Below are 25,918 nucleotides of genomic sequence, written 5' to 3'. Positions count from 1 at the left end.
GCTCCCACAGGGGAGTGCTGTAAACATCAACTTTGTGGGCAGCACTGAAACCTGTGGGAGCTGGCTTGCCAGCGATGGCGACCGCTCAGCCACCCGATCATTCAGGCTTGGAATCAGCCTTGGCCACCGTCACCCAATACGGTGTGTGCTGCTCGATCTGCACTGGCAGGGTTGGCAGCAGGGCGCTCAAGGCTTTGTCGGTGTCATGCAGCGGGAAGCTGCCGGTGATGCGCAAGTCAGCCACTTCCGGCGCAACGCCCAGATGCCCACGACGATAACGACCCAGCTCATGCACCAGATCGCTCAGTCGTGCGTTATCCACCACCAGCATGCCGCGCGTCCAGGCATCGGCGCCGGGCGTGAGGGCGACAATCGCGCCCAGCCCATCACCGCGCAGCAATACTTGCTGGCCTTCGCGCAAAATCTGTTCTTCGGGATTCGCTTGCGTGTGTGCCGCCACCGCTGATTGCAGCACGCTCAGACGCGTACCTTGTTCCTCGCGCTTGACCAGGAACCGCGTGCCCAGCGCGCGCATGCTGCCTTCGCGGGTTTCGACGATAAATGGCCGTGCATCGCCGTGGCCGGTTTCGACGAGGATCTCGCCTTCCTGCAAGACGATCAGGCGCTGCTTCTCATCGAAGCGCACATCCACGGCGCTGTGAGTATTGAGGTTGAGCACGGTGCCGTCGGCCAGGCGTACGATGCGCTGTTCGCCAGTTGCGGTGCGCTGATCGGCCAGCCAGTAGTCCAGCGGCAAGTAACGCTCAGCGGCAAACAATCCCAGACCGATCACCACGACAACACTGGCCAGACCGCTGCCCAGTTTGCGCACGCGCCGGCGGATGCCTTCGCGCGATTGCAGCAGTGCACTGCGGGCCGGGCCTTTGGCCACGCTGAAGCGTTGGTCGAGCATGCCCAATTGACGCCATGCGCGGGCATGTTCTTCATTTGCCGCGTGCCATTTGGCGAATTCCTCGCGCTCCAGCGGGCTGCTCGAATCGAGCGTCAACTGCCAGGCAATCGCCGCATCCAGCACATGCGCCGGCACCGGTCTGGAACTGGCAGGGCTCACGTCGGCTCACCGTAGAGCGCGATGTAGCACTGACGAATCCCCTGAGCCAGATACTGGCGCACGCGCGGCACTGAAACGCCAAGTTTCTCGGCGATCTCGGCATGGCTGAGGCCATCGAGGCGGTTATAAAGGAAGGCGGCGCGGGCCTTGGTCGACAGTTTGCCGAGCAGGCGGTCGATGGCTTTGAGGTCATCGAGGATCATTTGCTGTTCTTCCACCGACGGTTGTTCGCCCTCGGGGATCAGCATCAACTCAGTGAGGTAAGCCTGCTCCAGCGCGGCGCGGCGGAAGTAGTCAAACAACAGACCCTTGGCAATCGCCACGAGAAAGGCTCGGGGCTCGCGCGGTGTCAGCAGTTCATCGCGGCCGAGCAGGCGCACGAAGGTGTCCTGGCTCAGGTCTTCGGCCCGCTGCGGACAGGCCACGTTGCGCCGTAGCCACGCCAGCAGCCAACCGCGATGGTCGCGATACATCGCACCGACGAGCTGATTGTGAGGGCTTGGGACTGACGACACCGGACATCACCGATTGGGAAATATTAACTAACGCGAATTGTTCGCGATTCTGGCAGAGGTGGGAATGGTTAGCAATTGGCCACTGGTCAGGTGGCATCAGGGAAACCACGTCATCGTTCTTCGCGAGCAGGCGCGCTCCCACAAGGCATCGCATTCCAAATGTGGGAGCGAGCCTGCTCGCGAAGAGGCCAGAACAGCCAACGGAAATCTAAAAGGACGGCGCTTGTTGTCGGCGCTTCCACTGACTCAAGCGCTGCTGCAAATTCAGCGGACTATGAATCTGCTGCCCCCGCGCCCGACTGAACAGAATCAACGCCAATTCCGCCGTGGCCAGCGCATCGGCACTGGCGTTATGCCGTTCGAACACTTCCAGGCGAAACCAGTCGATCCACTCATCCAGCCCGGCCTCGCGAATATTCGCCTGCGGGCACACCAGCGGCGCAATATCCGCGACATCCAGAAACACCTGCTGCAACTTGTGCCCCAGATGCTCCTTCAGCGCGCGCCCGAGCATGTGCTGATCGAACGGCGCATGAAACGCCAGCACCGGGCTGTCGCCGATAAACTCCATGAGGTCCACTAACGCTTCGGCCGGGTCGCTGCCGGCGGCAAGTTCATTCGGCCCCAGGCCATGGATCAACACACTGGGGCTGAGCTTCAGTTCACGACATTGCAAGGTCCGTTCGAACTGCTGACTGAAATCGATCGCAGCGTCGTCGATCACCACGGCGCCGATCGACAACACGCGATCCTTGTTCAGGTTCAGCCCAGTGGTTTCCAGATCCAGCACCACCCAGCGCTGTTCGCGCAGGCTGCAATCGCTCAACGCGCTGATCGCCGGCAACCGCGCCAGGCGGTGTTGCAGCTCGGCCGGCACCACCGGGCTGGCCGTACGCAGCCACGAGAACAGGCTCATAGCTGATACCGCAAGGTCAGGCTGCTTTGCAGGCGTTGAGCCTGACGCAGGGATTCGCGCAGGATGCGTCGGTCGAGGTGGTTGAGGCTGTCGGGATCGACACGGTTGGAGTAGGGCAGATTCTCCCGGGTCTGCAACTGATGTTGCTGCATGCGCGTTTGCTGAATGAAGTGGTAAGCCTCTTCATACGCGGCGCCGTCGAGTGGTTCGATGACTTCTTTATCGACCAGTTGGCGAAAGCGTTCGAGGGTGTTGTTGGCGTCGATGCCGTTGGCCAGCGCCAGCAGGCGTGCGCCATCGACGAATGGGGTTAGACCCTGAACTTTCAAATCCAGCGTGGCTTTCTCGCCGTTCTTGCGCGCCAGTACAAACTCGCGGAAACGCCCGACCGGCGGGCGATTGCGCAGGGCGTTGTCGGCCATCATGCGCTGGAACAGACGGTTGTCGCCGACCTGCTCGAGAATCCCCCGACGCAGTTGCGCGCAACCGCTTTCATCGCCCCAGACCACCCGCAGATCAAAATAGATGCTCGAGCCCAACAGATTCTCCGGCGTCGCCTCGCGAATAAACGCCGCAAAACGCCGCGCCCATTCCGCGCGCGACAAACACAGCTCGGGGTTGCCGGCCATGATGTTGCCCTTGCACAGAGTAAAGCCGCATTGCGCCAGGCTCTGGTTGATCTGCTGCGCGATCGGCAGCAGCTTGCCGCGAATTTCCGCCGCGTGCGCCGCATCGCGAGCGTCGAACAGAATGCCGTTGTCCTGATCGGTGTGCAGCGTTTGCTCGCGCCGGCCTTCACTGCCGAAACACAGCCAACTGAACGGCACGCCGGGGTCGCCTTTTTCGGCGAGGGTCAGTTCGATCACCCGGCACACGGTGTGGTCGTTGAGCAGGGTGATGATGTGGGTGATCTGGGTTGAAGAGGCGCCGTGGGCGAGCATGCGCTCGACCAATTGGCCGATCTCACCGCGCAGGGACACCAGTTGTTCGACGCGCTGGGCACTGCGGATGGTCCGGGCCAGGTGCACCAGATCGACGCGTTGCAGGGAAAACAGATCACGCTCGGACACCACGCCGCACAGGCGCTGATCCTTGACCAGGCAGACGTGAGCGATGTGCCGCTCGGTCATGGCAATCGCCGCGTCGAATGCACTGTGATCCGGCGACAGATAAAACGGCGCACGGGTCATGTGATGTTCGATGGCTTCGCTGAAATCGCCCACGCCTTCAGCCACCACATGGCGCAGGTCGCGCAAAGTGAAAATCCCCAGTGGCGCCTTGTGTTCATCCACCGCGACGATGCTGCCGACCTGTTGCTCATGCATCAACTTCACCGCGTCACGCAACGGCGTTTCAGGGCTGCACGTCACTGGATGACGCATGGCCAATTCACCCAGTCGGGTGTTCAGCGAATACTGGGTGCCGAGGGTTTCCACGGCTTTCTGCTGGACTTGCTGGTTGACCTGATCAAGCAGGCTGCTGACCCCGCGCAAAGCAAAGTCGCGAAAGGCGTTGGACAGCGCGAACAGTTTGATGAACGCCGGTTTGTTCAGTTGCAGGCAGAAGGTGTCTTCGCCGGCCAGATGCTCGGTGCGCGTTGCCCGCTCGCCGAGCAGCGCGGCGAGGGGGAAGCATTCGCCGGTGGTGATTTCAAAGGTGGTTTCGGTGCCGGGCTTGGTGATGTGCTGACGTTCACCCACCACGCGGCCCTGTTTGACGATGTAGAAGTGCTCGACCGGGCCATCGGTGGGTTTGATGATGCTCTCGCCCTGAGCGTAAAAGCGCAGTTGGCATTGCTCCACCAGATACGCGAGGTGGGCGTGTTCCATCTGATTGAAGGGCGGGAAGCGCTGAAGGAATTGCAGGGTGCCCTGAATGTTCTGCAACACCGCGGTTTTCCCTGCCTGGGTGAAGGCGTCCGCTTTACTCATAACCATTACCGCAGTCTTTTTCGAATTGTTGTTGTCGGATCGTTGCAGCCATGGTCGGCCCCGGCGAGCAGGGTGCCCATTGGACGTAAGTCTAGGTTTGCCATGCCGTTGGGCACATTTGGGAAGTGCCCTACAAAATCAGTCGGGAATTCAACCGTCCGGCTATTGGAAAAAAATCCGACGAAGTGCACATTGAAGCTCTGCATGGCGATGTCTGACGACTGTGCAGGTGATTGATTTGGAAACATAGAGAACGCCATGTCCGACCACGATATTTTGAGCGACGCCGAGCGGGAAGCGCTCAGCGCTGTGATGCTCGAACCCGACCTGCCGCCGCAGCGTGTGCTGATCGTCGATGACGACAAGGACGCTCGGGAGTTGCTCGCGGAGATATTGGCGTTGGACGGTATTCGCTGCATGACCGCCGCCAGCGGCGAAACGGCGCTGAAGATGCTCGAGGAAAAACCTTCGATCGGGCTGGTGATCACTGATTTGCGCATGGGCAATGTCGATGGCCTTGAGCTGATTCGACAGGTGCGCGAATCGGTGCGGGCGGCGCTGCCGATCATCATTGTGTCCGGCGATGCCGATGTGAAAGACGCGATTGCGGCGATGCATTTGAGCGTGGTGGATTTTCTGCTCAAGCCGATTGATACGGGCAAGTTGCTCGGGTTGGTCAAACATGAGTTGGGCATAGAGCCATAGCGCCTGATTTGCCGATCGTTCCCACGCTCTGCGTGGGAATGCCTCAATGGACGCTCTGCGTCCGCTGTTGGGACGCGGAGCGTCCCGGGCTGCATTCCCACGCGGAGCGTGGGAACGATCAACAATCACCTGTAGGAGCTGCCGAAGGCTGCGATCTTTTGATTCTGCTTTCACAAAAAAAAGCCCTGATCCAAAGATCAGGGCTTTTTCATATCCAGCGTCTACGTAGAATTACAGGCCGTTGGCAGCCTTAAACTCACGGCGACGACGGTGCAGCACCGGCTCGGTGTAGCCGTTCGGCTGCTTGGTGCCTTCGATCACCAGTTCGACCGCCGCCTGGAAGGCGATGTTGCTGTCGAAGTTCGGCGCCAGCGGACGGTACAGCGGGTCGTTGGCGTTCTGACGGTCCACTACCGGCGCCATGCGCTTGAGGCTTTCCATCACTTGCGCTTCGGTGACCACACCGTGGCGCAGCCAGTTGGCGATGTGCTGGCTGGAGATACGCAGCGTGGCACGGTCTTCCATCAGGCCGACGTCATTGATGTCCGGTACTTTCGAGCAGCCAACGCCCTGGTCGATCCAGCGCACCACATAGCCAAGAATGCCCTGAGAATTGTTGTCCAGTTCGTTCTTGATCTGCTCTGGCGTCCAGTTCGGGTTGACCGCCAGCGGGATGGTCAGAATGTCGTCAACCGAAGCGCGGGCACGTTTGGCCAGTTCGGCCTGACGGGCGAACACATCGACCTTGTGGTAATGCAGCGCGTGCAGCGCAGCAGCCGTCGGCGATGGCACCCAGGCGGTGTTGGCACCGGCCAGTGGGTGAGCGATTTTCTGTTCGAGCATCGCTGCCATCAGGTCGGGCATTGCCCACATGCCTTTACCGATTTGCGCACGACCTTGCAGGCCGGTGCTCAGACCGATATCGACGTTCCAGTTCTCATAGGCGCCGATCCATTTCTCGGCCTTCATGTCAGCCTTGCGCACCATCGGGCCGGCTTCCATGGAGGTGTGGATTTCGTCGCCGGTGCGGTCGAGGAAGCCGGTGTTGATGAACACCACGCGCTCGCTGGCCGCCTTGATGCAGGCCTTGAGGTTGACCGTGGTGCGGCGCTCCTCGTCCATGATCCCGACTTTCAGCGTATTGCGTTTCAGGCCCAGCACATCTTCGATGCGGCCGAACAGCTCGTTGGTGAACGCCGCTTCTTCCGGGCCGTGCATCTTCGGTTTAACGATGTAGACGGAACCGGTGCGGGTGTTCTTGCGCGAGGTGTTGCCATTGAGGTTGTGCATTGCCGCGAGGCAAGTCACCAGACCGTCGAGGATACCTTCCGGTACTTCGTTGCCGTCTTTATCGAGGATCGCGTCGATGGTCATCAGGTGACCAACGTTGCGCACGAACAACAGCGAGCGGCCATGCAGGGTCACTTCGCCGCCATTGGGCGTGGTGTAGCTGCGATCCGGGTTCATGGTGCGGGTGAACGTCTGGCCACCCTTGGACACGGATTCCGCCAGGTCGCCCTTCATCAGGCCGAGCCAGTTGCGGTAGATCACCACTTTGTCGTCGGCATCGACGGCAGCCACGGAGTCTTCGCAGTCCATGATGGTAGTCAGGGCCGCTTCCATCAGGACGTCTTTGACGCCGGCGGCGTCGGTCTGGCCGACCGGGGTGCTGGCGTCGATCTGGATTTCGAAATGCAGACCGTTGTGCTTCAGCAGGATGGCGATCGGGGCATTGGCATCGCCCTGGAAACCGATCAATTGAGCGTCGTCACGCAGGCCGGTGTTGCTGCCGCCCTTGAGGGTGACCAGCAGTTTGCCGTCAGCGATTTTGTAGGCGGTCGAGTCGACGTGGGAGCCGGCGGCCAGTGGCGCGGCCTCGTCGAGAAAGGCCCGGGCGAAGGCGATGACTTTGTCGCCACGCACCTTGTTGTAGCCTTTGCCTTTTTCCGCGCCACCGTCTTCGCTGATCGCGTCGGTGCCGTAGAGGGCGTCGTACAGCGAACCCCAGCGGGCGTTCGAGGCATTGAGAGCGAAGCGGGCGTTCATCACCGGCACCACGAGTTGCGGGCCGGCGGTACGGGCGATTTCGTCATCGACGTTTTGCGTCGTTGCCTGGAAATCAGCCGCTTCTGGCAGCAGATAACCGATTTCTTGCAGGAAGGTTTTGTAGGCCGCGGCGTCATGGGCCTGGCCGACGCGTTCCTGATGCCAGGCATCAATGCGCGCCTGGAAGTCATCGCGTTTGGCGAGTAGGGCTTTGTTCTTCGGTGCCAGGTCGTGAATGACCTTGTCGGCACCTTCCCAGAATTTTTCGGCGGTGAGGCCGGTACCGGGAATGGCTTCGTTGTTCACGAAGTCGAACAGGACTTTGGCGACCTGCAGGCCACCGACTTGAACGTGTTCAGTCATTGCTTGCCTCACTCTGCTCAGCTATTTCGCTTTTCAGCTCTTCAATTTGACAATGAAGCCTCTGGCCATTTAAACCACAAACCTTCCGACCAGTACATGCCATTGCTGGCGGCTGGGCTGGGACCAATCAACGGCTTGGGGCCTTGCTGACGGGGCTTTCAGGGTTGCGAACATGCCTTGGGCAGACATCGATCCAGCGTTATGTAGTGCGTGCCGAGGCATACTACATGATGAGTTGCGCTTGTGAAAATCAGACTAATAACGTCGTTCTGCGACCTCATGTCGCATTGCGGTCACATCGCGGAACGGGATGTTCTCAAAAAACCATTGGATTGTTCCAGCTAAATATCAAAAGTTGTACACATAAATACTGTCTGCCTGCTATGGCGCAGTTCAGCTGTACAGAATTCTGTGGCGAGGGGATTTATCCCCGATCGGTTGCGCAGCAGCCGTAAACCCTGTCAGCCCGGTTTACCGGTCAGCGCGCAGGGGCGGCTTCGCCACCCATCGGGGATAAATCCCCTCGCCACAGGTTGCTTGCAAAACCCAGCCCACGTCATCCGCACAAAATGCCGCCCGGGCTGAATCAAACCCCTTGCCTATACTTGCCTTTCTATAACAAAAGTCATGACAAGAGGGCTGCGCCATGGACCATCTCGTACTCACCGTTTTCGCCCCGGACAAGCCCGGGCAGGTCGAGCGCATCGCCCAATGCATCGCCGAGCACGGCGGTAACTGGCTGGAAAGTCGGATGTCGCGGATGGCCGGGCAGTTCGCCGGGATTTTGCGGGTGGGCGTACCGGCAGAGGCTTACGACGAATTAGTCGATGCCTTACAAGCGCTGTCGACTCATGGCATTCGTGTGTTGATTGCCGAAAGCGGCATCGAGCAATCCTGTACCTGGAAACCGATTGCGATGGAACTGGTGGGCAATGATCGTCCAGGGATTGTGCGCGATATCACTCGGCTGTTGAGCGAACAGGGCGTGAACCTCGAACGGCTGGTGACGGAAGTGCGGCCGGCACCGATGAGCAGCGAACCGTTGTTCCACGCCGAAGCGATTCTCGCCGTGCCGCTGACCTTGTCCCTCGATGTGTTGCAGTCGCGCCTGGAAACTCTGGCCGACGATCTGATGGTCGAACTGGTGTTACGCACAGACGTTTAAGGGCCACACGGGTTATCCAGTTTTAACGTGCACCCGCCTGTGGATAACCTGTAGAGACCAAGCTCCAGGCCACGCCGAACGTGGCTTCGCGTGAGTTGATCAAAAAACCGCCAGCATTCAACAACTTGCACACAAACGGCGGGGATCACGCTGTGGATAACCTTGGGAAGGAACGATGCAGGCCACGAGAGCCGTGGCCTGCGGAGGTTTGTGCATTTTTTGATCAGCTGCGCCGGCGCAGACTGATCACGGCATCGACGCTGTAAACGGCCAGACCGGCCCAGATGAAGATAAACGCGATAAGCGTGCTGGACGACAAGTGCTCACCAAACAGCAGTACCGCTTGCAACAACACCAGCGTTGGCGCGAGGTATTGCAGGAAGCCGATGGTGGTGTAGGGCAGGTGTCGCGTGGCGGCGTTGAAGCACACTAACGGGATCAACGTCACCGGTCCGGCCGCGACCAGCCACCAGGCTTGCGACGTGGTCCAGAACTCGGGTTGAGCGCTGGTCGCGGTCTGATTGAACAGCAGCCACGCGAGGGCAATCGGTACCAGCATCCAGGTCTCCACCACCAGCCCCGGCAACGCCTTGACCGGTGCCTGCTTGCGGATCAGCCCGTAGAAACCGAACGTCAACGCCAGCACCAGCGACACCCACGGCAGACTGCCGACCTGCCACACCTGTTGCGCCACACCCACCGTCGCCAGCCCCACCGCGAGCCACTGCATGCGCCGCAGACGCTCGCCAAGAATCAACATCCCCAGCAGCACATTCACCAGCGGGTTGATGTAGTAACCGAGGCTCGCTTCGAGCATGCGTCCGTTGTTCACCGACCACACATAGGTCAGCCAATTGGCGGCGATCAGCGTGCCGCTCAAGGCCAGAATTGCCAGACGCTTGGGGTTATCCAGTAATTCGCGCAGCCATCCCGGGTGTTTCCACACCATCAGCAGCAGCGCGCCAAACAGCGCTGACCACAACACCCGATGGATGATGATCTCGACGGCCGGCACTTCGGCGATGGCTTTGAAATAGATCGGGAACAGGCCCCAGATGATGTAGGCACTCAGGCCCAGAATGTACCCGCGACGCGGGTTGGCGGCTTGCATGCAGAATCCTTGCTCAGGCAGCTGACAGAGCAGGGATTGTAAGGAAGTTTGTCGACGAATGTCGGAGCAGAATGGTCAGAAATGTGTGAACACAAAAAACCCTGTAGGAGTGAGCCTGCTCGCGATGGCGGTGTGTCAGACAACAGAAATATTGAATGTACCGGCGTAATCGCGAGCAGGCTCAATCCTACAGGGGGAAATTGTCAGAAGAGTTTCAGCGGTTCTTCGTTGAGCGCCGAAAGCTGCTCACGCAATGCCAGCACCTGATCGCCCCAATAACGTTCAGTACCAAACCACGGAAAGCTGTGCGGGAACGCCGGATCGTCCCAGCGCCGCGCCAGCCAGGCGCTGTAATGCATCAGGCGTAGTGCGCGCAGCGGCTCGATCAACGCCAGTTCGCGTGGATCGAAATCGTGGAATTCGTTGTAGCCGTCCATCAATTCCGACAACTGCCCCAGACATTCCTGACGATCACCGGCGAGCATCATCCAGATGTCCTGTACCGCCGGGCCCATGCGGCAGTCGTCGAGGTCGACGATGTGGAACATCTCGTCGCGGCACATCATGTTGCCGGGATGGCAGTCGCCGTGCATGCGGATGTTCTGGTGCGGCGTGTTGGCGTAGGCATCCTCCACACGTTTGAGCAGGTCGCGGGCGACGGACTCGTAAGCCGGCAGCAGGCTTTTCGGAATGAAGTTGCCTTCGAGCAAAGTATTCAGCGAGGCGTGGCCGAAGTTCTGCACGGCGAGGGCTTCACGGTGTTCGAACGGCTTGGTGGCGCCGACCGCGTGAATCCGCCCGAGCAACTGACCGAGGCGATACAACTGATCAAGATTGCCCGGCTCCGGCGCCCGCCCGCCACGACGAGGGAACAGGGTGAAGCGGAAACCGGCGTGTTCGTGCAGGGTTTCACCGTTGTGGATCAACGGCGCGACCACCGGAATTTCGACGTCGGCCAATTCGAAGGTGAACTGGTGTTCTTCGAGGATGGCTTCGTTGGTCCAGCGCTGTGGACGGTAGAACTTGGCGATCAGCGGTTCGGAGTCTTCGATGCCGACCTGATAGACGCGGTTTTCGTAGCTGTTGAGCGCCAGAATGCGCGCATCACTGAGAAACCCGATGCTTTCAACGGCATCAAGGACGAGGTCGGGTGTGAGGGTTTCAAACGGGTGGGCCATGCTGACTCCTGCGCGCAGCAGGCTGCCGCGTCCGGCCCAGCATGGTAGCGCAGATGGCAGCTGGAAAGGTGGTTGGTGTCTGTGCTGACGCCATCGCTGGCAAGCCAGCTCCCACATTTGGAATGCGATCCCCTGTGGGAGCTGGCTTGCCAGCGATGAGGCCCGATCAGGCGCCGACGATCCCGCCATCCTCACGGGTAATCGCCATCACCGAAGATCGCGGTTTGCCATTCGGCAGATGCTCGGGGAATGTCGATCCACCGTTCTCCCCCGGATGCTGAATCCCGACAAACAGAGTTTTCTGATCCGGCGAGAAGCTGATCCCCGTCACCTCACAGCCAATCGGCCCGACCATGAACCGGCGAATCTCGCCGGTCTTGGGATCAGCGCACAGCATCTGGTTATTGCCCATCCCGGCAAAGTCCCCGGCGTTGCTCGAATCGCCGTCGGTGAGAATCCACAAGCGTCCGGCCTTGTCGAAACCCAAACCATCCGGGCTGTTGAACATGTTTTGCGGGGTGATGTTCTTCGAGCCGCCCTTCGGCGTCCCGGCGTGAACGCCCGGGTTACCGGCAACCACGAACAGATCCCAGGCAAACGTCTTCGAAGCATGATCATCGCGGTCGGTGCGCCAGCGCAGAATTTGCCCGTAGACGTTCTTCTCACGCGGGTTCGGCCCGCCCACCGGTTGACCGTCCTCGCCACGCTTGGCGTTGTTGGTCAGGGTGCAATAAACCTGGCCGTCCTTCGGGCTGACCACAATCCACTCCGGGCGGTCCATGCGCGTGGCGCCGACGACGCTGGCGGCGAGGCGCGCGTGAATCAGCACTTCGGCCTGATCGGCAAAACCGCTGCTGGCGTCGATGCCGTTCTTGCCGTGGGTCAATTCGATCCACTGGCCCTGGCCTTTCGGGTGATCGGGGTTGCTGTCGCCGTTATCGAACTTGGCCACGTACAGGGTGCCGTGATCGAGGATGTCGCGGTTGGCCTTGGCGTTGCGGTGATTGATGCGGTCGCGACTGACGAATTTGTAGATGAACTCGCCACGCTCGTCATCGCCCATGTACACCACGGCGCGACCGTCGTCGGTCTCGGCCAGGGCGGCGTTTTCATGCTTGAAGCGGCCCAGCGCCGTGCGTTTGACCGGGGTCGATTGCGGGTCGAACGGATCGATCTCGACCACCCAGCCGTGACGGTTGAGTTCGTTGGGGTTCTTCGCCATGTCGAAACGCGGGTCGTACGGGTGCCAGTTGATCTCGCGACTGGCGACCGACACGCCATAGCGTTTCTGCGCCGGATCGAACTGCTGCTGGGCGTTGCTGCTGCCGAAGCAATCGGTGAAGTTTTCTTCGCAGGTCAGGTAAGTGCCCCACGGGGTTTTACCGTTGGCGCAGTTCTGGAAGGTGCCAAGGACTTTCTTGCCGTGCTTGTCGGCAGCGGTTTTCATCAAGTCGTGGCCGGCCGCCGGGCCGCTGATGCGCAACGGCGAGTTGCCGTGGATGCGGCGGTTGTAGCGCGAACCCTGGACGAACTGCCATTGACCGTTCTTGCGCTGCACCTCGATCACCGACACGCCTTCGCAGGCCAGCGCCTTGCGCACGTCTTCGGCCGATTGCGGCATGCCGCCGTGCGGGTAGAGGTAGCGGTAGTTGGTGTATTCATTGTTAATCGCCATCAAGGCGCGGTTTCGATCATCCGGGAATTCGAACAGGCTCATGCCGTCGTTGTTGTCGCCGAACTGCACTTCCTGTGCGGCGGCGGTGCCATTGCCGCTAGGGTCGAAGGCCGGGCCGTTCTTGTGCAGCGGCTGGCCCCAGCTAATCAGTACCGAAGACTTGTAGCCTTTGGGCAGCGTGATGACATCGGTGGTCGCAGCGGGAATGCTCTCGAAACCGAGCAGGCGGCTGTTGCCGGCGCTGACGCCGGTGGCCAGTGCGCTGCGGCTCAACAGGCTGCCGCCGAGGAACATCGCCGCGCCACACAGCGCACCGGCGCCGATGAAACCGCGACGGCTGAGGCCGACCATCTTTTCCAGGTCAGTCGATTGGTTTTCTTCTAATAGGCTCACATCAGGCTCCCTGCTTGGTTTTGGCAGACACCTTAATGAGCGTCGATGACGCTTTCGTTGCAGGGCTTGATTAGAGCGGCGTACCGATCAGCACGTTGGACGGCGAAAATTGCACCTGTACCGATTGCCCTACGGACAACTTGCGAGTGCGCAAGTCCAGCGGTTCGGCCAGCGCACAGAGGGTGTGGCCGTTCGGCAGGGAGATGCGGACTTCGCTGGGGCCGTCTTCGGCGTCGAGAATCGCTTCGAGGGTGCCCTTGAGAAGATTGTGTCCAGACGTTGCGGGTTGATCACTGGCGAGCAATTCGAGCCACCCGGCCTTGATCAGGGCGACCACTTCGGTGCCGGTTTGCAGCTCCAGATGCACGGTGCTGTCATGGGTGATTTGCGCATCGAGGCACAGGCCTTCGGCCAGCTCGAGACGGATCAGGTCGTTGCGGCCATGAGCTTCGATTGCCACGACCTTGCCGTGCAACTGGTTGCGCGCGCTGGTGCGCAGCATCAGGCGCCCGAGCAAATCCAGATCGCTGGCATCTTCCGCCGCTTCGAGTACCTGCGCTTGCAAGGCTTGCAGCTTTTGGTAAAGACGCAGCACTCGTTCGCCCTCATCCGACAACTTCGCGCCACCGCCGCCCTTGCCACCGACGGCACGTTCAACCAGCGGTTTTTGCGCCAGGTTGTTCAGCTCATCGATGGCGTCCCACGCCGCTTTGTAGCTCAAGCCTGCACTTTTCGCCGCGCGGGTGATCGAGCCTTGTTCGGCGATGTGTTGCAGCAAAGCGATGCGCTGCGGACGGCGGACGATGTGCTGGGACAACAGAGAAGGCATGGACATGGATGGGTGCTTTTGTGCTGTGGCGGTGGGAAGTGAAGTTGGCGGCTTGCGACGCGAGAGTCAAGCCGAGCCGAGATCCCTTGTAGGAGTGAGCCTGCTCGCGATGGCGTTGTCATTGCCAACATCTATGCTGACCTTTCCACCGCTATCGCGAGCAGGCTCACTCCTACAGGGGGATTGTGTTTGGCTTCAGCTTCCGGGTTTTGGGGTCCGGGCCAAGCAGTAGACATCGACCCGAGCGGCGCCTGCATCCCTCAACAGTCGCGCCAGTGCCTGGGCAGTGGCGCCAGTGGTCAGTACGTCATCGATCAACGCGAAGTGCCGACCTTTCACATCCGCGTCGGGCGCGAGTGCGAAGGCGTGACGCAAATTGCGCTTGCGCGCCTTGGCGTCGAGGTCCTGCTGGGCGTTAGTGTCGTGAATCCGCCGAAGCACCTGTTCTTCAAATGGCAGATCGAGCTGTTTGCTCAACCATCGCCCCAACATCGCGGCTTGATTGAACCCGCGTTGACGCAGGCGTTTGCTCGCCAGTGGTACCGGCACCAACACGTCGGGCCTGGGCAAACCCTCATCGAAGCAATGTTGCAGGTATTGCCCGAGAACGTCGGCGAGCAGGTGGCCAAACGGCCATTTCGCGTTGTGTTTAAAACGCGTAATCAGACTGTCTACCGGGAAGCCGTAAAGCCATGGCACGACGACCTGTTCGAATGCCGGCGGCTCTAGCTGGCACTCGCCGCAGGTCAGGCCGGCTGCGGACAGCGGCAGGGCGCAGGTCTGGCAGTGGTCACCGAGCCAAGGCAATTCGGTTTCGCAGGCATCGCAGATTGGCATTTCTGCTTCTGCGGGCTCATCGCACAACAAACAGATCTGTATGTTTTTTAAACAGATGTAAACCTGTCCTTCGTATCGTGGTTGACAGCTCATGACTCTTCCTTAAATATGCCGAACATCCGTGTAGCGCCTGTGGGTATTCCGTTTCCCCGGCGCCAGCCAAGCATAACCAAGGAACTACCCATGAGCGCGAGCACCACCGCCACCCTGCGTCACGACTGGTCACTGGCCGAAGTCAAAGCGTTGTTCGTACAGCCATTCAACGACTTGCTGTTCCAGGCGCAAACGGTGCATCGCGCGCATTTCGACGCCAACCGCGTTCAGGTGTCGACCCTGTTGTCGATCAAGACCGGCGCCTGCCCGGAAGACTGCAAATACTGTCCACAGTCCGGTCACTACAACACCGGTCTGGAAAAAGAAAAGTTGATGGAAGTGCAGAAGGTCCTCGAAGAGGCTGCTCGCGCCAAGGCCATTGGTTCGACCCGTTTCTGCATGGGCGCAGCGTGGAAACATCCTTCGGCCAAAGACATGCCGTACGTGCTGAAAATGGTCGAGGGTGTAAAAGCCATGGGCCTGGAAACCTGCATGACCCTAGGTCGTCTCGATCAGGAGCAGACCGAAGCCTTGGCCAAGGCCGGGCTCGATTACTACAACCACAACCTCGACACGTCGCCGGAGTTCTACGGCAGCATCATCACCACTCGTACTTACAGCGAGCGCTTGCAGACGCTGGCTTACGTGCGTGAGTCGGGGATGAAGATCTGCTCCGGCGGCATTCTCGGCATGGGTGAGTCGCTGGACGACCGCGCCAACCTGCTGATCCAGTTGGCCAACCTGCCGGAGCACCCGGAGTCGGTGCCAATCAACATGCTGGTGAAAGTCGCCGGTACGCCGCTGGAAAACGCTGAAGACATCGACCCGTTCGATTTCATCCGCATGCTCGCCGTGGCGCGCATCCTCATGCCGCAATCCCATGTACGCCTTTCCGCCGGCCGCGAAGCGATGAACGAGCAGATGCAGGCATTGGCGTTCTTTGCCGGCGCCAACTCGATTTTCTACGGTGACAAGTTGCTGACCACCGCCAACCCGCAGGCCGACAAGGACATGCAGTTGTTCGCGCGCCTGGGCATTCAACCGGAAGCCCGCGAAGAGCACGCCGATGAAGTGCACCAGGCTGCGATCGAGCAGGCGCTGGTGGAGCAGAAGAGCAGCGAGCAGTTTTATAACGCCGCTGTTTGATTTTTTGATGCGATGCAAAACCTCGTGGGAGCTGGCTTGCCAGCGATAGCGTACTGGCATTTGACATTTATGTTGAATGTGGCGCCGCCATCGCTGGCAAGTCGAATCGTCGCACCGCAGCTCCCACAGGATCCGTGTCCATCCGGTTCATGTGATTTGATCTGTCGAGGCCTGCATGTCTTTCGATCTCGCCGCACGCCTTGCTGCCCGTCGTGCCGAAAACCTCTACCGCCAGCGCCCACTGCTTGAAAGCCCGCAAGGGCCCGAAGTGGTGGTCGACGGCCAGCCGTTGCTGGCGTTCTGCAACAACGACTATCTGGGCCTGGCCAATCACCCGCAAGTGATCGAAGCCTGGCGCGCCGGTGCCGAGCGCTGGGGCGTGGGCGGTGGCGCTTCGCATCTGGTGATCGGCCACAGTGGCCCGCATCACGCACTGGAAGAAGCGCTGGCCGATCTCACCGGGCGCCCGCGTGCGCTGCTGTTTACCACCGGCTACATGGCCAACCTCGGCGCGGTCACGGCGCTGGTCGGGCAGGGCGATACGGTGCTGGAAGACCGTCTCAATCACGCCTCTTTGCTGGATGCTGGCTTGTTGTCCGGCGCCAGATTCAATCGCTATCTGCATAACGATGCGGTGAGTCTGGCCAAGCGTCTTGAGAAAGCCACCGGCAATACGCTGGTGGTCACCGATGGCGTCTTCAGCATGGACGGCGATCTTGCCGACCTGCCGGCACTGGCCCTTGAGGCCAAGGCCAAAGGCGCGTGGCTGATGGTCGACGATGCCCACGGCTTCGGCCCGCTGGGCGCCAATGGCGGCGGGATTGTCGAGCATTTCGGTTTGAGCCTGGAGGATGTACCGGTGCTGGTCGGGACGCTCGGTAAAGCGTTCGGTACGGCAGGCGCGTTTGTTGCTGGCAGTGAAGAACTGATTGAAAGCCTGATCCAGTTCGCCCGTCCGTACATTTACACCACCAGCCAACCACCGGCACTGGCCTGCGCGACACTGAAAAGTCTGGAACTGCTGCGCAGCGAACACTGGCGTCGCGAACATTTGCAGACGCTGATCCGCCAGTTCCGCCATGGTGCCAAACAGATTGGTCTGGAACTGATGGACAGCTTCACGCCGATCCAGCCAATCATGATCGGTGATGCGGGGCGCGCGGTGCGTTTGTCGCAGATGCTGCGTGAACGCGGGCTGATGGTCACGGCGATTCGTCCGCCCACCGTGCCTGCTGGCAGTGCGCGCCTGCGGGTGACTCTTACCGCCGCCCACAGCGAGGCGCAGGTGCAGCTATTGTTAGAAGGACTGGCCGATTGCTTTGCCCAACTGTCGTCGGAGCCAAGCCATGCGTAATCGCCTGATCCTGCTGCCCGGCTGGGGCCTCGGCGTTTCGCCGATGGAACCCTTGGCCGCCGCATTGCAAGGGCTCGACGAGCACCTTAACGTCGATATCGAGCCGTTGCCGGAGCTGGATTCCAGCGATCTACTGGAATGGCTCGATGTACTTGATGAGCGCATTCCCCAAGACGTCTGGCTCGGTGGCTGGTCGCTGGGTGGCATGCTCGCTTCCGAATTGGCGGCGCGCCGTGGCGAGCGCTGCTGCGGTTTGCTGACGCTGGCGAGCAACCCTTCTTTTGTCGCCCACGAACAATGGCCGAGTGCGATGCCCGGCGAGACGTTCGATGGCTTTCTCGCCGGTTGCAATGCTGATCCGCGGCTTACCCTCAAGCGATTTTCCCTGCTGTGTGCCCAAGGCGCCGAGGACCCGCGCGGATTGTCGCGACTGCTGCTTGGCGCTGCGCCGAGCGTTGCGCCGGCCGCGTTGATGGCCGGGCTGGAATTGCTCGCGCAACTGGACACCCGTGAAGCCTTGCAGGCGTTTCGCGGCCCGCAGTTACATCTGTTCGCCGGGCAGGACAGCCTGGTGCCTGCGGAGGCGGCGGGCGAATTGTTCGCGCTGTTGCCGGATATCGAGATTGGTCTGATCGAACAGGCCAGCCATGCGTTTCTTCTGGAGGACCCCCATGGAGTGGCGGGTGCGATCCAGGCTTTTCTACATGAGTGCGGTGATGACTGATTTGTCCCTTGTAGCGCTGCCCGGCGGCTTGCCTGACAAGCGTCAGGTGGCGGCCTCTTTCTCCCGCGCGGCGGCCAGTTATGACAGCGTCGCCGAGTTGCAACGTGATGTCGGTACACAATTGCTGCAACGCCTGCCGGCAGGTTTTTCGCCATCGCGGTGGATGGATCTGGGGTGCGGCACCGGTTACTTCACCCGTGCGTTGGCTGAGCGATTCACCGGGCGGCAGGGGCTGGCGCTGGATATCGCCGAGGGCATGCTCGAACACGCCCGTCCGTTGGGTGGCGCCGAACATTTCATTGCCGGTGATGCGGAGCGTCTGCCATTGCAGGATGGCACCTGCGATTTGATCTTCTCCAGCCTGGCGGTGCAGTGGTGTGCGGAGTTTGATTCGGTGCTCAGTGAGGCGTTTCGCGTACTGAAACCGGGGGGGATTTTCGCGTTTGCTAGTCTTTGTGTCGGAACGTTGTACGAATTGCGTGATAGCTGGCGTCAGGTCGATGGCCTGGTGCACGTCAACCGTTTCCGCGAGTTCGCCCGCTATGAGCAGTTGTGTGCGGCCAGTGGATTGCGCACGGTGAGTCTGGAGAATCAGGCGCATGTGCTGCATTACCCGGATGTGCGCAGTCTGACCCATGAGTTGAAAGCGCTGGGTGCGCACAATCTGAACCCCGGGCGACCGGGCGGGTTGACCGGGCGGGCGCGGATACTTGGCCTGGTCGAGGCATACGAGCGGTTCCGTAAGGCGTCGGGTTTGCCGGCGACTTATCAGGTGGTCTACGCCGTGTTGGAGAAACCTTTATGAGCGCCGCCTATTTCATCACTGGAACTGACACCGACGTCGGCAAGACCACGGTTGCCGCCGGGTTGTTACATGCGGCGCGCTCAGCGGGGTTGAGCACGGCGGCGGGCAAGCCTGTGGCTTCCGGTTGTGAGGTGACGCCCAAAGGATTACGCAATTCCGATGCGCTGGCGCTGTTGGCCGAATGTTCTTTGCCGCTGAGTTATCAACAGGTCAATCCCGTGGCCTTCGAGCCGGCGATTGCGCCGCATCTGGCTGCGCGCGAAGCCGGCGTGGCGCTGACAGTGCAATCATTGCTGGCACCGATGCGCGAGATTCTCGCATTGAATGCCGATTTCACCCTGATCGAAGGCGCGGGCGGCTGGCGGGTGCCGTTGGCGGATCAGGACAATCTGTCGGATCTGGCCATCGCCCTGAAGCTGCCGGTGATTCTGGTGGTGGGTGTGCGGCTGGGGTGTATCAGTCATGCATTGTTGACGGCTGAGGCGATCGCGCGTGATGGCCTGCAACTGGCGGGGTGGGTGGCCAACATCATCGACCCGAAGACGTCGAGGCTGGAGGAGAATCTGGCGACGCTGGCCGAGCGGATTCCGGCGCCGTGCCTGGGGCGCGTGCCGAAACTCAAGGCATTGAGTGCCGAGGCGGTTGCCGAGCATTTGCAATTGGATCTGCTTGACTAGTTTTTACCCATGAAGCCTGCCTATGGGCAGGCACTGTGCCATTAGTGTTTTTGACGGGTGTTTTTCTGACGCGTCTGGTTCAATGGCACGCATTGATCCTTCCCAAGGATGAGAACTCCCATGGAAATCTCCGGTAACACAGCTTTTTATGCTGGTTTGAGCACTATTCAGACCGGGCAGAACCGCGTCGATCAGGCTGCCAGCCAGATCGCCAACAACACCATTGAACGCTCGGTCACCAGTCAGTCTTCCGAGGCTCAGGTTGACCGTCTGCGTGGGGTTGATCGCAGTCAGCAAACGGACTTGGGCAGTGACATGGTCGAGATGGCCCAGGGCAAGTTTCAAGTGGAACTGGGCGCGAAAGTCGCCAAGGCTTCCGATGAAGTGCTCGGTACGATCATCGACACCTTCGCCTGACATTTCTCGCTTTGTGCATGCCGAACGCCGCGCCTTGTCGCGGCGTTTTTCGTTGTAAGTCTTTCTTCCTCAACTAATCTTTTTCTATCGCCCGTGGCTCCTCCGAGCGCATGGCGGTTTGCTGTGTCCGGCGTTTGAAAGTTGTGAAGACGAACGGCAAAAGATCGACGCTTGACAAGATTTCGGCGTAAACGTATGTTTCAAACAACTGTTTGACCGTCACAACAAATCAACACGGTCGTTCATTCCCGGTTACATCAGCAGAGGTTTATCGCTATGCCTGACTACAAGGCCCCCTTGCGTGATATTCGCTTCGTTCGTGACGAACTGCTCGGCTACGAAGCGCACTATCAGAGCCTTCCGGCTTGCGCAGACGCAACTCCGGACATGGTTGACGCCATTCTCGAAGAAGGCGCCAAGTTTTGTGAGCAGGTACTGGCACCGCTGAACCGCGTGGGCGACCTCGAAGGTTGCACCTGGAGCGAGTCCGGCGTGAAAACGCCGACGGGCTTCAAAGAGGCTTACAAGCAATTCGTCGAAGGCGGCTGGCCAAGCCTGGCGCACGACGTCGAGCACGGTGGTCAGGGCTTGCCTGAGTCGCTGGGTCTGGCTGTGAGCGAAATGGTTGGCGAAGCCAACTGGTCGTGGGGCATGTACCCAGGCCTGTCGCACGGCGCGATGAACACCATCTCCGAGCACGGCACGCCTGAGCAGCAAGAAGCCTATCTGACCAAACTGGTCTCCGGCGAATGGACCGGCACCATGTGCCTGACCGAACCGCACTGCGGCACCGACCTGGGCATGCTGCGCACCAAGGCCGAACCTCAGGCCGACGGTTCCTACAAAGTCTCCGGCACCAAGATCTTCATCTCGGCCGGTGAACACGACATGGCCGACAACATCGTCCACATCGTGCTGGCTCGCCTGCCGGATGCACCGGCTGGCACCAAAGGCATTTCCCTGTTCATCGTTCCAAAGTTCCTGCCGAACGCTGATGGCACCGTTGGTGCTCGCAACGCTGTGACCTGCGGTTCGCTGGAACACAAGATGGGCATCCACGGCAACGCCACTTGCGTGATGAACTTCGACGGCGCCACCGGTTATCTGATCGGCCCGGCGAACAAAGGCCTGAACTGCATGTTCACCTTTATGAACACCGCGCGTCTGGGTACCGCCCTGCAAGGTCTGGCCCACGCCGAAATCGGCTTCCAGGGCGGCCTGAAATACGCTCGCGATCGTCTGCAAATGCGCTCCCTGACTGGCCCGAAAGCGCCGGACAAAGCCGCTGACCCGATCATCGTGCACCCAGACGTACGTCGCATGCTGTTGACCATGAAGGCATTCGCCGAAGGCAACCGTGCGATGGTGTACTTCACCGCCAAACAGGTCGACATCGTCAAGTACGGCGTGGATGAAGAAGAGAAGAAGAAAGCCGACGCACTGCTGGCGTTCATGACGCCGATCGCCAAAGCCTTCATGACCGAAGTCGGCTTCGAAGCCGCCAACCACGGCGTGCAGATCTACGGCGGCCACGGCTTCATCGCCGAGTGGGGCATGGAGCAGAACGTTCGCGACAGCCGCATTTCGATGCTGTACGAAGGCACCACCGGCATCCAGGCACTCGACTTGCTGGGCCGTAAAGTGCTGATGACCCAAGGCGAGGCTCTGAAAGGCTTCACCAAGATCGTCCACAAGTTCTGCCAGAACAACGAAGGCAACGAAGCCGTCAAAGAGTTCGTCGCACCGCTGGCGGCAATCAACAAGGAGTGGGGCGAGCTGACCATGAAGGTCGGTATGGCCGCCATGAAAGATCGCGAAGAAGTCGGCGCGGCCTCCGTGGACTACCTGATGTACTCCGGTTATGCCTGCCTGGCTTACTTCTGGGCCGACATGGCACGTCTGGCTGCCGAAAAACTGGCAGAAGGCACTGGCGACGCAGCGTTCTACACCGCCAAGCTGCAAACCGCGCGCTTCTACTTCCAGCGCATCCTGCCACGTACCCGCACCCACGTGGCCACCATGCTGTCGGGCGCCAACAACCTGATGGACATGAAAGAAGAAGACTTCGCACTGGGCTACTAAGCCTTAACGCGGTCTTTTGAAAAACCGCTGCTCCTTCGGGGGCAGCGGTTTTTTTTTGTGCTGGAGTCTGTCCCCAACACTGGGGGTGATTCCCCAGCAGAAACGGTAGCCGCCAGTGTCTGGCCCACGGATTTATTGATTCAAAATGTTTCTTTGGGGGGTGGCCAATTAATTGCACTGCGCTGATTAACCGGCGCCCATGAGAAATCCTGTGCTGTTTCACGACGCCTCTCGCCCGGCGAACTCACGACAACAACCGTCAGGGTGAAGCACATGAACATCTGTCGACTTGCCTGGTTAACCCTCGCACTCACTGCCTGCGGCGCGATGGCCGCGACACCCGCAGAAGTGGATCCGCCGGTACCCGAAGTCCCCCGCCTGCAATCATTGCGTGGCATGGTGCCGCCCGATCCCTCCGGAACCGAAGGCGGGCGCAAGGTTGACCTGATGACCGACTATGTACTCAACCGCTCCGCCGCGATCCTGCTTGGCAAAGCGCTGTTCTGGGACATGGAAGTCGGCAGTGATGGCGCCACCGCGTGTGCATCCTGCCATTACCACGCTGGCGTCGATCACCGCATCACCAACCAGCTCAATCCCGGCCAGGCGCACACCAACGCCAACGTCGCGTCGATCTTCAATAAACCGTTTGTGGCGTCCGACATTCCCGGTGACGTGGCGTCCTACGCGACCCTGTCCGGCGGCAGGGGCGGGCCGAACTACACGCTGAAAAAAACCGACTTCCCGACCCATGTGCTGAGCAATCCGCTGGAGCGCAACTCACCGATCGTTTATTCGACCGACGACGTGGTCGGCTCACAAGGTGTGTTCGACGCCAATTTCGTCAAACCCAATCAACCGCGCTTCGACAAATGCACCCAGCAGCCGGACGGTATCTTTCAGGTCGGCGGCATCAACGTGCGCCGCAGTACCGGGCGTAATGCGCCGTCGGTGATCAACGCTGCGTTCAACGTGCGCAACTTCTGGGACGGCCGGGCCAACAACGTGTTCAACGGTTTCTCGCCATTTGGCAATCGTGATCCGGACGCCGGGATTTATGTGACCAGCGAGCGCAGCACTGTTGCGACGAAAGTCAGACTGGCTCTCAACGATGCCTCCGCCGCCTCGCAAGCAGTGGGGCCGCCCGGCAGTGCGGTAGAAATGTCCTGTGGCGGCCGCACCTTTGCTGACATTGGCCGGCGCATGCTCGATCAGTTGATGCTTAAACAGCAGCGGATTTCCTCCAGCGACTCCGTACTCGCTTCGGTGTCCGGCGCGCGGCGCCCGACCTATCGCGAATTGATCAAGAACGCCTTCCAGCCACGCCTGTGGAACGCCACGCAAAATGTGCTGGTGGGCGGCGCGCCTTACACACAGATGGAAGCCAACTTCCCGCTGTTCTTCGGCTTGGCGATTCAGCTGTACGAATCGACGTTGATCTCTGATCAGGCACCGATCGATGCGTACCTGCAAGGCGACTCAACCGCGATGAACGCGCAGCAGGTCGAAGGCATGAACCTGTTTCTTGGCAAGGGCAAATGCGTCAACTGCCACGGTGGGCCAGAACTGACCAACGCCGCCAGTCGTCTACTGATGCATCCGCGTGAGCGCATCGAACGGATGGTCATGGCCGACAATCTGACGACTCTTTATGACAACGGTTTCTACAACACCGGCGTGCGGCCGACCTCTGAAGATCTGGCCCTGGGTGGCGTCGATGCCTGGGGCAATCCATGGTCATTCAGCCGTCAATACAACAAGGTGCTGCAGGGCGGCAACATTCCTGATCCGCTGGATGTCGACGTTTGCACTTTTGAAGCGCCGCTCAGCGCTGCCATCCCGTGCGATGCCACGCTCAAGCCCAATGTCGGGTTCCGCGATTCGGTTGACGGCGCCTTCAAGACCCCGACCTTGCGCAACATTGCATTGACCGGCCCTTATTTCCACAACGGCAGCCGCGCGACGCTCAAGCAAGTCATGGAGTTTTACAACCGTGGTGGTGACCGCCGTGGTGAGGACTCGAACAACACCAGCGGTTTCGAGCATCCGTCGGCTAACCAGCACAACACCTCCAACCTCGATCCGGACATGACCAGCCTCAACCTGACTCCGGACGAGATCGATGCACTGGTGAAATTCATGGAAGTCGGCCTGACCGACCCGCGTGTAGCGTGGGAACGGGCGCCGTTCGATCACCCGTCGCTGGTGATCCCGCAGGGCCACGTCGGCGATGAAAACGCCGTGACCCAACGTCCGGCGAGTCCGAAGGTCACCACCCGCCAGGCGACGGACGCGTTACTCAATCTCAAGCCGTATGGCGCGGAAGGTCGACGTCCGGAAGAAGGCCCGTTGCTGCCGTTCTACAACGATCTTTGAAGGCCAATTGCATGGCTGGCCATCAGCAATGATGGCCAGCACGTCAATCAGGGTAAAAAACTTACTGATTCGCTCAGAAACTCAGGTTTTCTGCCGTTAAAGAGACTGCATGTGATCTGGATCACATTGTGTGTGCTTAACTGGCCACATTGCAGGCACAATGCCATCTCTTTGATATGACGGGTCGGAGCTTTACCCTTGCCGCGTTCTTCCGCTGTACGTTTCAGCCATTTCCTACCTTCACTGCTGTTGTTGCTCGCGGGGTTGGCGGCTGCGTACGTCAAAGACCTCAACGTGTTCTTCACGTCTCTGTTTAATGTACTGCCAACGCTGGTGTTGCTGTTGGGCGGCGCTTACTGCGCGGTTTACCGACGTCAGCGCGAACTGTTTCTGATGCTCACGGTGTACATCGCCTACTTTTTGCTCGACACCCAGACCGATTATTACCGCGACAACGGCAAGGTGCGCGAAGACGCCGCCGTGGTTTTTCATCTGGTCTGTCTGCTGCTGCCGCTGCTGTTTGGCCTGTTCGCCGCGTGGCAGGAACGCACGCACCTGTTTCAGGACATGGTCGCGCGGTTCGCCGTGCTGCTCGCCTTCGGCAGTGTCGCGCTGGGGCTTGAGCAAAGTTACCCACAGGCGCTGCTGATGTGGCTTTCGGAGATTCGCTGGCCAGCGCTGCACGGCGCGTGGATGAGTCTGATCCAGCTGTCCTATCCGGTGTTCATCTCGGCGTTCCTGCTGCTGGCCTGGCAATACTGGCGCCATCCGCGTCCGCTGCACGCGGCGCAATTGGTCGGGTTGCTCGGGGTGTTCTGGATGCTGCCGAAAACCTTCATCCTGCCGTTCACTCTGAACATCATGTGCAGCCAGGTCATGTTGATGATCGCCGCCGCCGTGGCGCACGAGGCTTATCAAATGGCCTTCCGCGACGAACTCACCGGTCTGCCGGGGCGTCGCGCACTCAACGAACGCATGCAGCGCTTGGGGCGCAATTATGTGCTGGCGATGAGCGACGTTGACCACTTCAAGAAATTCAACGACACCCACGGCCACGACGTCGGTGACCAGGTATTGCGTCTGGTGGCAAGCAAACTGTCGAAAATCAGCGGTGGCGGTAGGGCGTATCGCTATGGCGGTGAGGAATTCGCCTTGGTGTTCGCGGGCAAAACCCTTGAAGAGTGTATGCCGCACCTGGAAGTGATCCGTGAGTCGATTGCGTCCTACAACATTCAACTGCGCAATCAGGAAAACCGCCCGCAGGATGACCAGCAAGGTCGTCAGCGCCGTGCCGGCTCCGGCGCCTCCAGCGTTTCGGTCACGGTGAGCATCGGCGTCGCCGAACGCGTGGAGCAGCGCAACCCGGAACAAGTGCTGAAATCCGCCGACGAGGCGCTCTACGCCGCTAAAGGCGCGGGGCGCAACTGCGTGATGGCGTACGGGCAAAACCGTCGCGGCGCGGTGCGCATGGACAGCGCTGCGGGTTGAGTGATGACGGCGCATTCAGC

The 25,918-nt window shown here is 60.1% G+C and carries 22 protein-coding genes; 11 read left to right on the top strand and 11 right to left on the bottom strand.

Features of this window, described 5'->3' with window-relative positions; all coding sequences use genetic code 11:
• Positions 1-97 precede the first annotated feature (97 nt).
• From ACVVH8_RS27325 to ACVVH8_RS27305, 5 genes are all read right to left on the bottom strand, one after another.
• Positions 98-1,072: a FecR domain-containing protein gene (locus ACVVH8_RS27325; protein ID WP_475227279.1), complete on the bottom strand. Its 975-nt coding sequence runs from the start codon at positions 1,070-1,072 to the stop codon at positions 98-100.
• Positions 1,069-1,545 carry an RNA polymerase sigma factor gene (locus ACVVH8_RS27320; RefSeq protein ID WP_401302881.1) on the bottom strand — a complete coding sequence of 159 codons (477 nt, stop codon included), beginning with the start codon at positions 1,543-1,545 and terminating at the stop codon, positions 1,069-1,071. The genes ACVVH8_RS27325 and ACVVH8_RS27320 overlap by 4 nt, the downstream gene beginning before the upstream one ends.
• Before the next feature lie 250 nt (positions 1,546-1,795).
• On the bottom strand, positions 1,796-2,503 hold the full coding sequence (locus tag ACVVH8_RS27315; RefSeq protein WP_315446187.1) for a 3'-5' exonuclease: 708 nt from the start codon (positions 2,501-2,503) through the stop codon (positions 1,796-1,798).
• Positions 2,500-4,434 (bottom strand): putative nucleotidyltransferase substrate binding domain-containing protein, encoded by a 1,935-nt coding sequence (locus ACVVH8_RS27310; RefSeq protein ID WP_475227276.1) that lies wholly within the window; start codon positions 4,432-4,434, stop codon positions 2,500-2,502. Before ACVVH8_RS27310 ends, ACVVH8_RS27315 begins: the two co-directional genes overlap by 4 nt.
• Before the next feature lie 5 nt (positions 4,435-4,439).
• Positions 4,440-4,694, bottom strand: a complete 255-nt coding sequence (locus ACVVH8_RS27305; RefSeq protein WP_475227273.1) for a hypothetical protein — start codon at positions 4,692-4,694, stop codon at positions 4,440-4,442.
• Here ACVVH8_RS27305 and ACVVH8_RS27300 point away from each other — a divergent pair.
• A complete protein-coding gene (locus tag ACVVH8_RS27300) occupies positions 4,693-5,139 on the top strand; it encodes a response regulator (RefSeq protein ID WP_103304449.1) in 447 nt (148 codons plus the stop codon). The two genes, ACVVH8_RS27305 and ACVVH8_RS27300, sit on opposite strands and share 2 nt — an antisense overlap.
• A 231-nt stretch (positions 5,140-5,370) precedes the next feature.
• Here the strand turns inward: ACVVH8_RS27300 and ACVVH8_RS27295 are convergent, their stop codons facing one another.
• Positions 5,371-7,548, bottom strand: coding sequence for a malate synthase G (locus ACVVH8_RS27295; RefSeq protein WP_315446190.1), 2,178 nt, complete (start codon positions 7,546-7,548; stop codon positions 5,371-5,373).
• A gap of 646 nt (positions 7,549-8,194) precedes the next feature.
• Here ACVVH8_RS27295 and ACVVH8_RS27290 point away from each other — a divergent pair.
• Positions 8,195-8,713, top strand: a complete 519-nt coding sequence (locus ACVVH8_RS27290) for a glycine cleavage system transcriptional repressor (protein ID WP_034155036.1) — start codon at positions 8,195-8,197, stop codon at positions 8,711-8,713.
• A 223-nt stretch (positions 8,714-8,936) separates the two neighbouring features.
• Here ACVVH8_RS27290 and rarD read toward each other — a convergent pair whose 3' ends face one another.
• The 5 genes from rarD to ACVVH8_RS27265 all read right to left on the bottom strand — a co-directional run bounded on the left by rarD (position 8,937) and on the right by ACVVH8_RS27265 (position 14,829).
• On the bottom strand, positions 8,937-9,824 hold the full coding sequence (gene rarD / locus ACVVH8_RS27285; protein ID WP_475227271.1) for an EamA family transporter RarD: 888 nt from the start codon (positions 9,822-9,824) through the stop codon (positions 8,937-8,939).
• A gap of 203 nt (positions 9,825-10,027) precedes the next feature.
• Positions 10,028-11,002, bottom strand: a complete 975-nt coding sequence (locus ACVVH8_RS27280) for a serine/threonine protein kinase (protein WP_110720743.1) — start codon at positions 11,000-11,002, stop codon at positions 10,028-10,030.
• Positions 11,003-11,168: 166 nt separating this feature from the next.
• Complete coding sequence (locus ACVVH8_RS27275; RefSeq protein WP_475227268.1) at positions 11,169-13,070, bottom strand: PhoX family protein; 1,902 nt, start codon at positions 13,068-13,070, stop codon at positions 11,169-11,171.
• A 70-nt stretch (positions 13,071-13,140) separates the two neighbouring features.
• On the bottom strand, positions 13,141-13,905 hold the full coding sequence (locus ACVVH8_RS27270; protein ID WP_475227266.1) for a TOBE domain-containing protein: 765 nt from the start codon (positions 13,903-13,905) through the stop codon (positions 13,141-13,143).
• 189 nt (positions 13,906-14,094) lie between these two features.
• Positions 14,095-14,829, bottom strand: coding sequence for a phosphoribosyltransferase family protein (locus ACVVH8_RS27265; protein ID WP_475227263.1), 735 nt, complete (start codon positions 14,827-14,829; stop codon positions 14,095-14,097).
• Positions 14,830-14,919: 90 nt separating this feature from the next.
• Between ACVVH8_RS27265 and bioB the strand changes: the two genes are divergently transcribed.
• The 9 genes from bioB (at position 14,920) to ACVVH8_RS27220 (ending at position 25,898) form a co-directional block, all read left to right on the top strand.
• Positions 14,920-15,975, top strand: a complete 1,056-nt coding sequence (gene bioB, locus ACVVH8_RS27260; RefSeq protein WP_103304440.1) for a biotin synthase BioB — start codon at positions 14,920-14,922, stop codon at positions 15,973-15,975.
• Between the two features lie 175 nt (positions 15,976-16,150).
• Positions 16,151-17,329, top strand: coding sequence for an 8-amino-7-oxononanoate synthase (gene bioF, locus ACVVH8_RS27255; RefSeq protein ID WP_475227259.1), 1,179 nt, complete (start codon positions 16,151-16,153; stop codon positions 17,327-17,329).
• On the top strand, positions 17,322-18,053 hold the full coding sequence (locus ACVVH8_RS27250; protein WP_315446193.1) for an alpha/beta fold hydrolase: 732 nt from the start codon (positions 17,322-17,324) through the stop codon (positions 18,051-18,053). The genes bioF and ACVVH8_RS27250 overlap by 8 nt, the downstream gene beginning before the upstream one ends.
• Positions 18,046-18,858 carry a malonyl-ACP O-methyltransferase BioC gene (gene bioC, locus ACVVH8_RS27245; protein WP_475227256.1) on the top strand — a complete coding sequence of 271 codons (813 nt, stop codon included), beginning with the start codon at positions 18,046-18,048 and terminating at the stop codon, positions 18,856-18,858. The genes ACVVH8_RS27250 and bioC overlap by 8 nt, the downstream gene beginning before the upstream one ends.
• Entirely contained in the window at positions 18,855-19,535 is a 681-nt protein-coding gene (bioD, locus tag ACVVH8_RS27240; RefSeq protein WP_475227254.1) for a dethiobiotin synthase, read from the top strand. Before bioC ends, bioD begins: the two co-directional genes overlap by 4 nt.
• Before the next feature lie 120 nt (positions 19,536-19,655).
• Positions 19,656-19,952, top strand: a complete 297-nt coding sequence (locus ACVVH8_RS27235) for a pyrroloquinoline quinone biosynthesis protein PqqE (RefSeq protein WP_475227251.1) — start codon at positions 19,656-19,658, stop codon at positions 19,950-19,952.
• Positions 19,953-20,228: 276 nt separating this feature from the next.
• The gene (locus tag ACVVH8_RS27230) at positions 20,229-22,034 is read left to right on the top strand and encodes a phenylacyl-CoA dehydrogenase (RefSeq protein ID WP_103304435.1); all 1,806 of its coding nucleotides are present in this window, start codon (positions 20,229-20,231) and stop codon (positions 22,032-22,034) included.
• Between the two features lie 273 nt (positions 22,035-22,307).
• Positions 22,308-24,410: a cytochrome-c peroxidase gene (locus ACVVH8_RS27225; protein ID WP_475227249.1), complete on the top strand. Its 2,103-nt coding sequence runs from the start codon at positions 22,308-22,310 to the stop codon at positions 24,408-24,410.
• A gap of 198 nt (positions 24,411-24,608) precedes the next feature.
• Positions 24,609-25,898, top strand: a complete 1,290-nt coding sequence (locus ACVVH8_RS27220; RefSeq protein ID WP_103304433.1) for a GGDEF domain-containing protein — start codon at positions 24,609-24,611, stop codon at positions 25,896-25,898.
• Positions 25,899-25,918 lie beyond the last annotated feature (20 nt).

Source organism: Pseudomonas trutticola BRTCR10 (assembly GCF_056155105.1).
The sequence above is the reverse complement of the archived record's forward strand: the minus strand, read 5'-3'. Positions and strand labels throughout refer to the sequence as shown.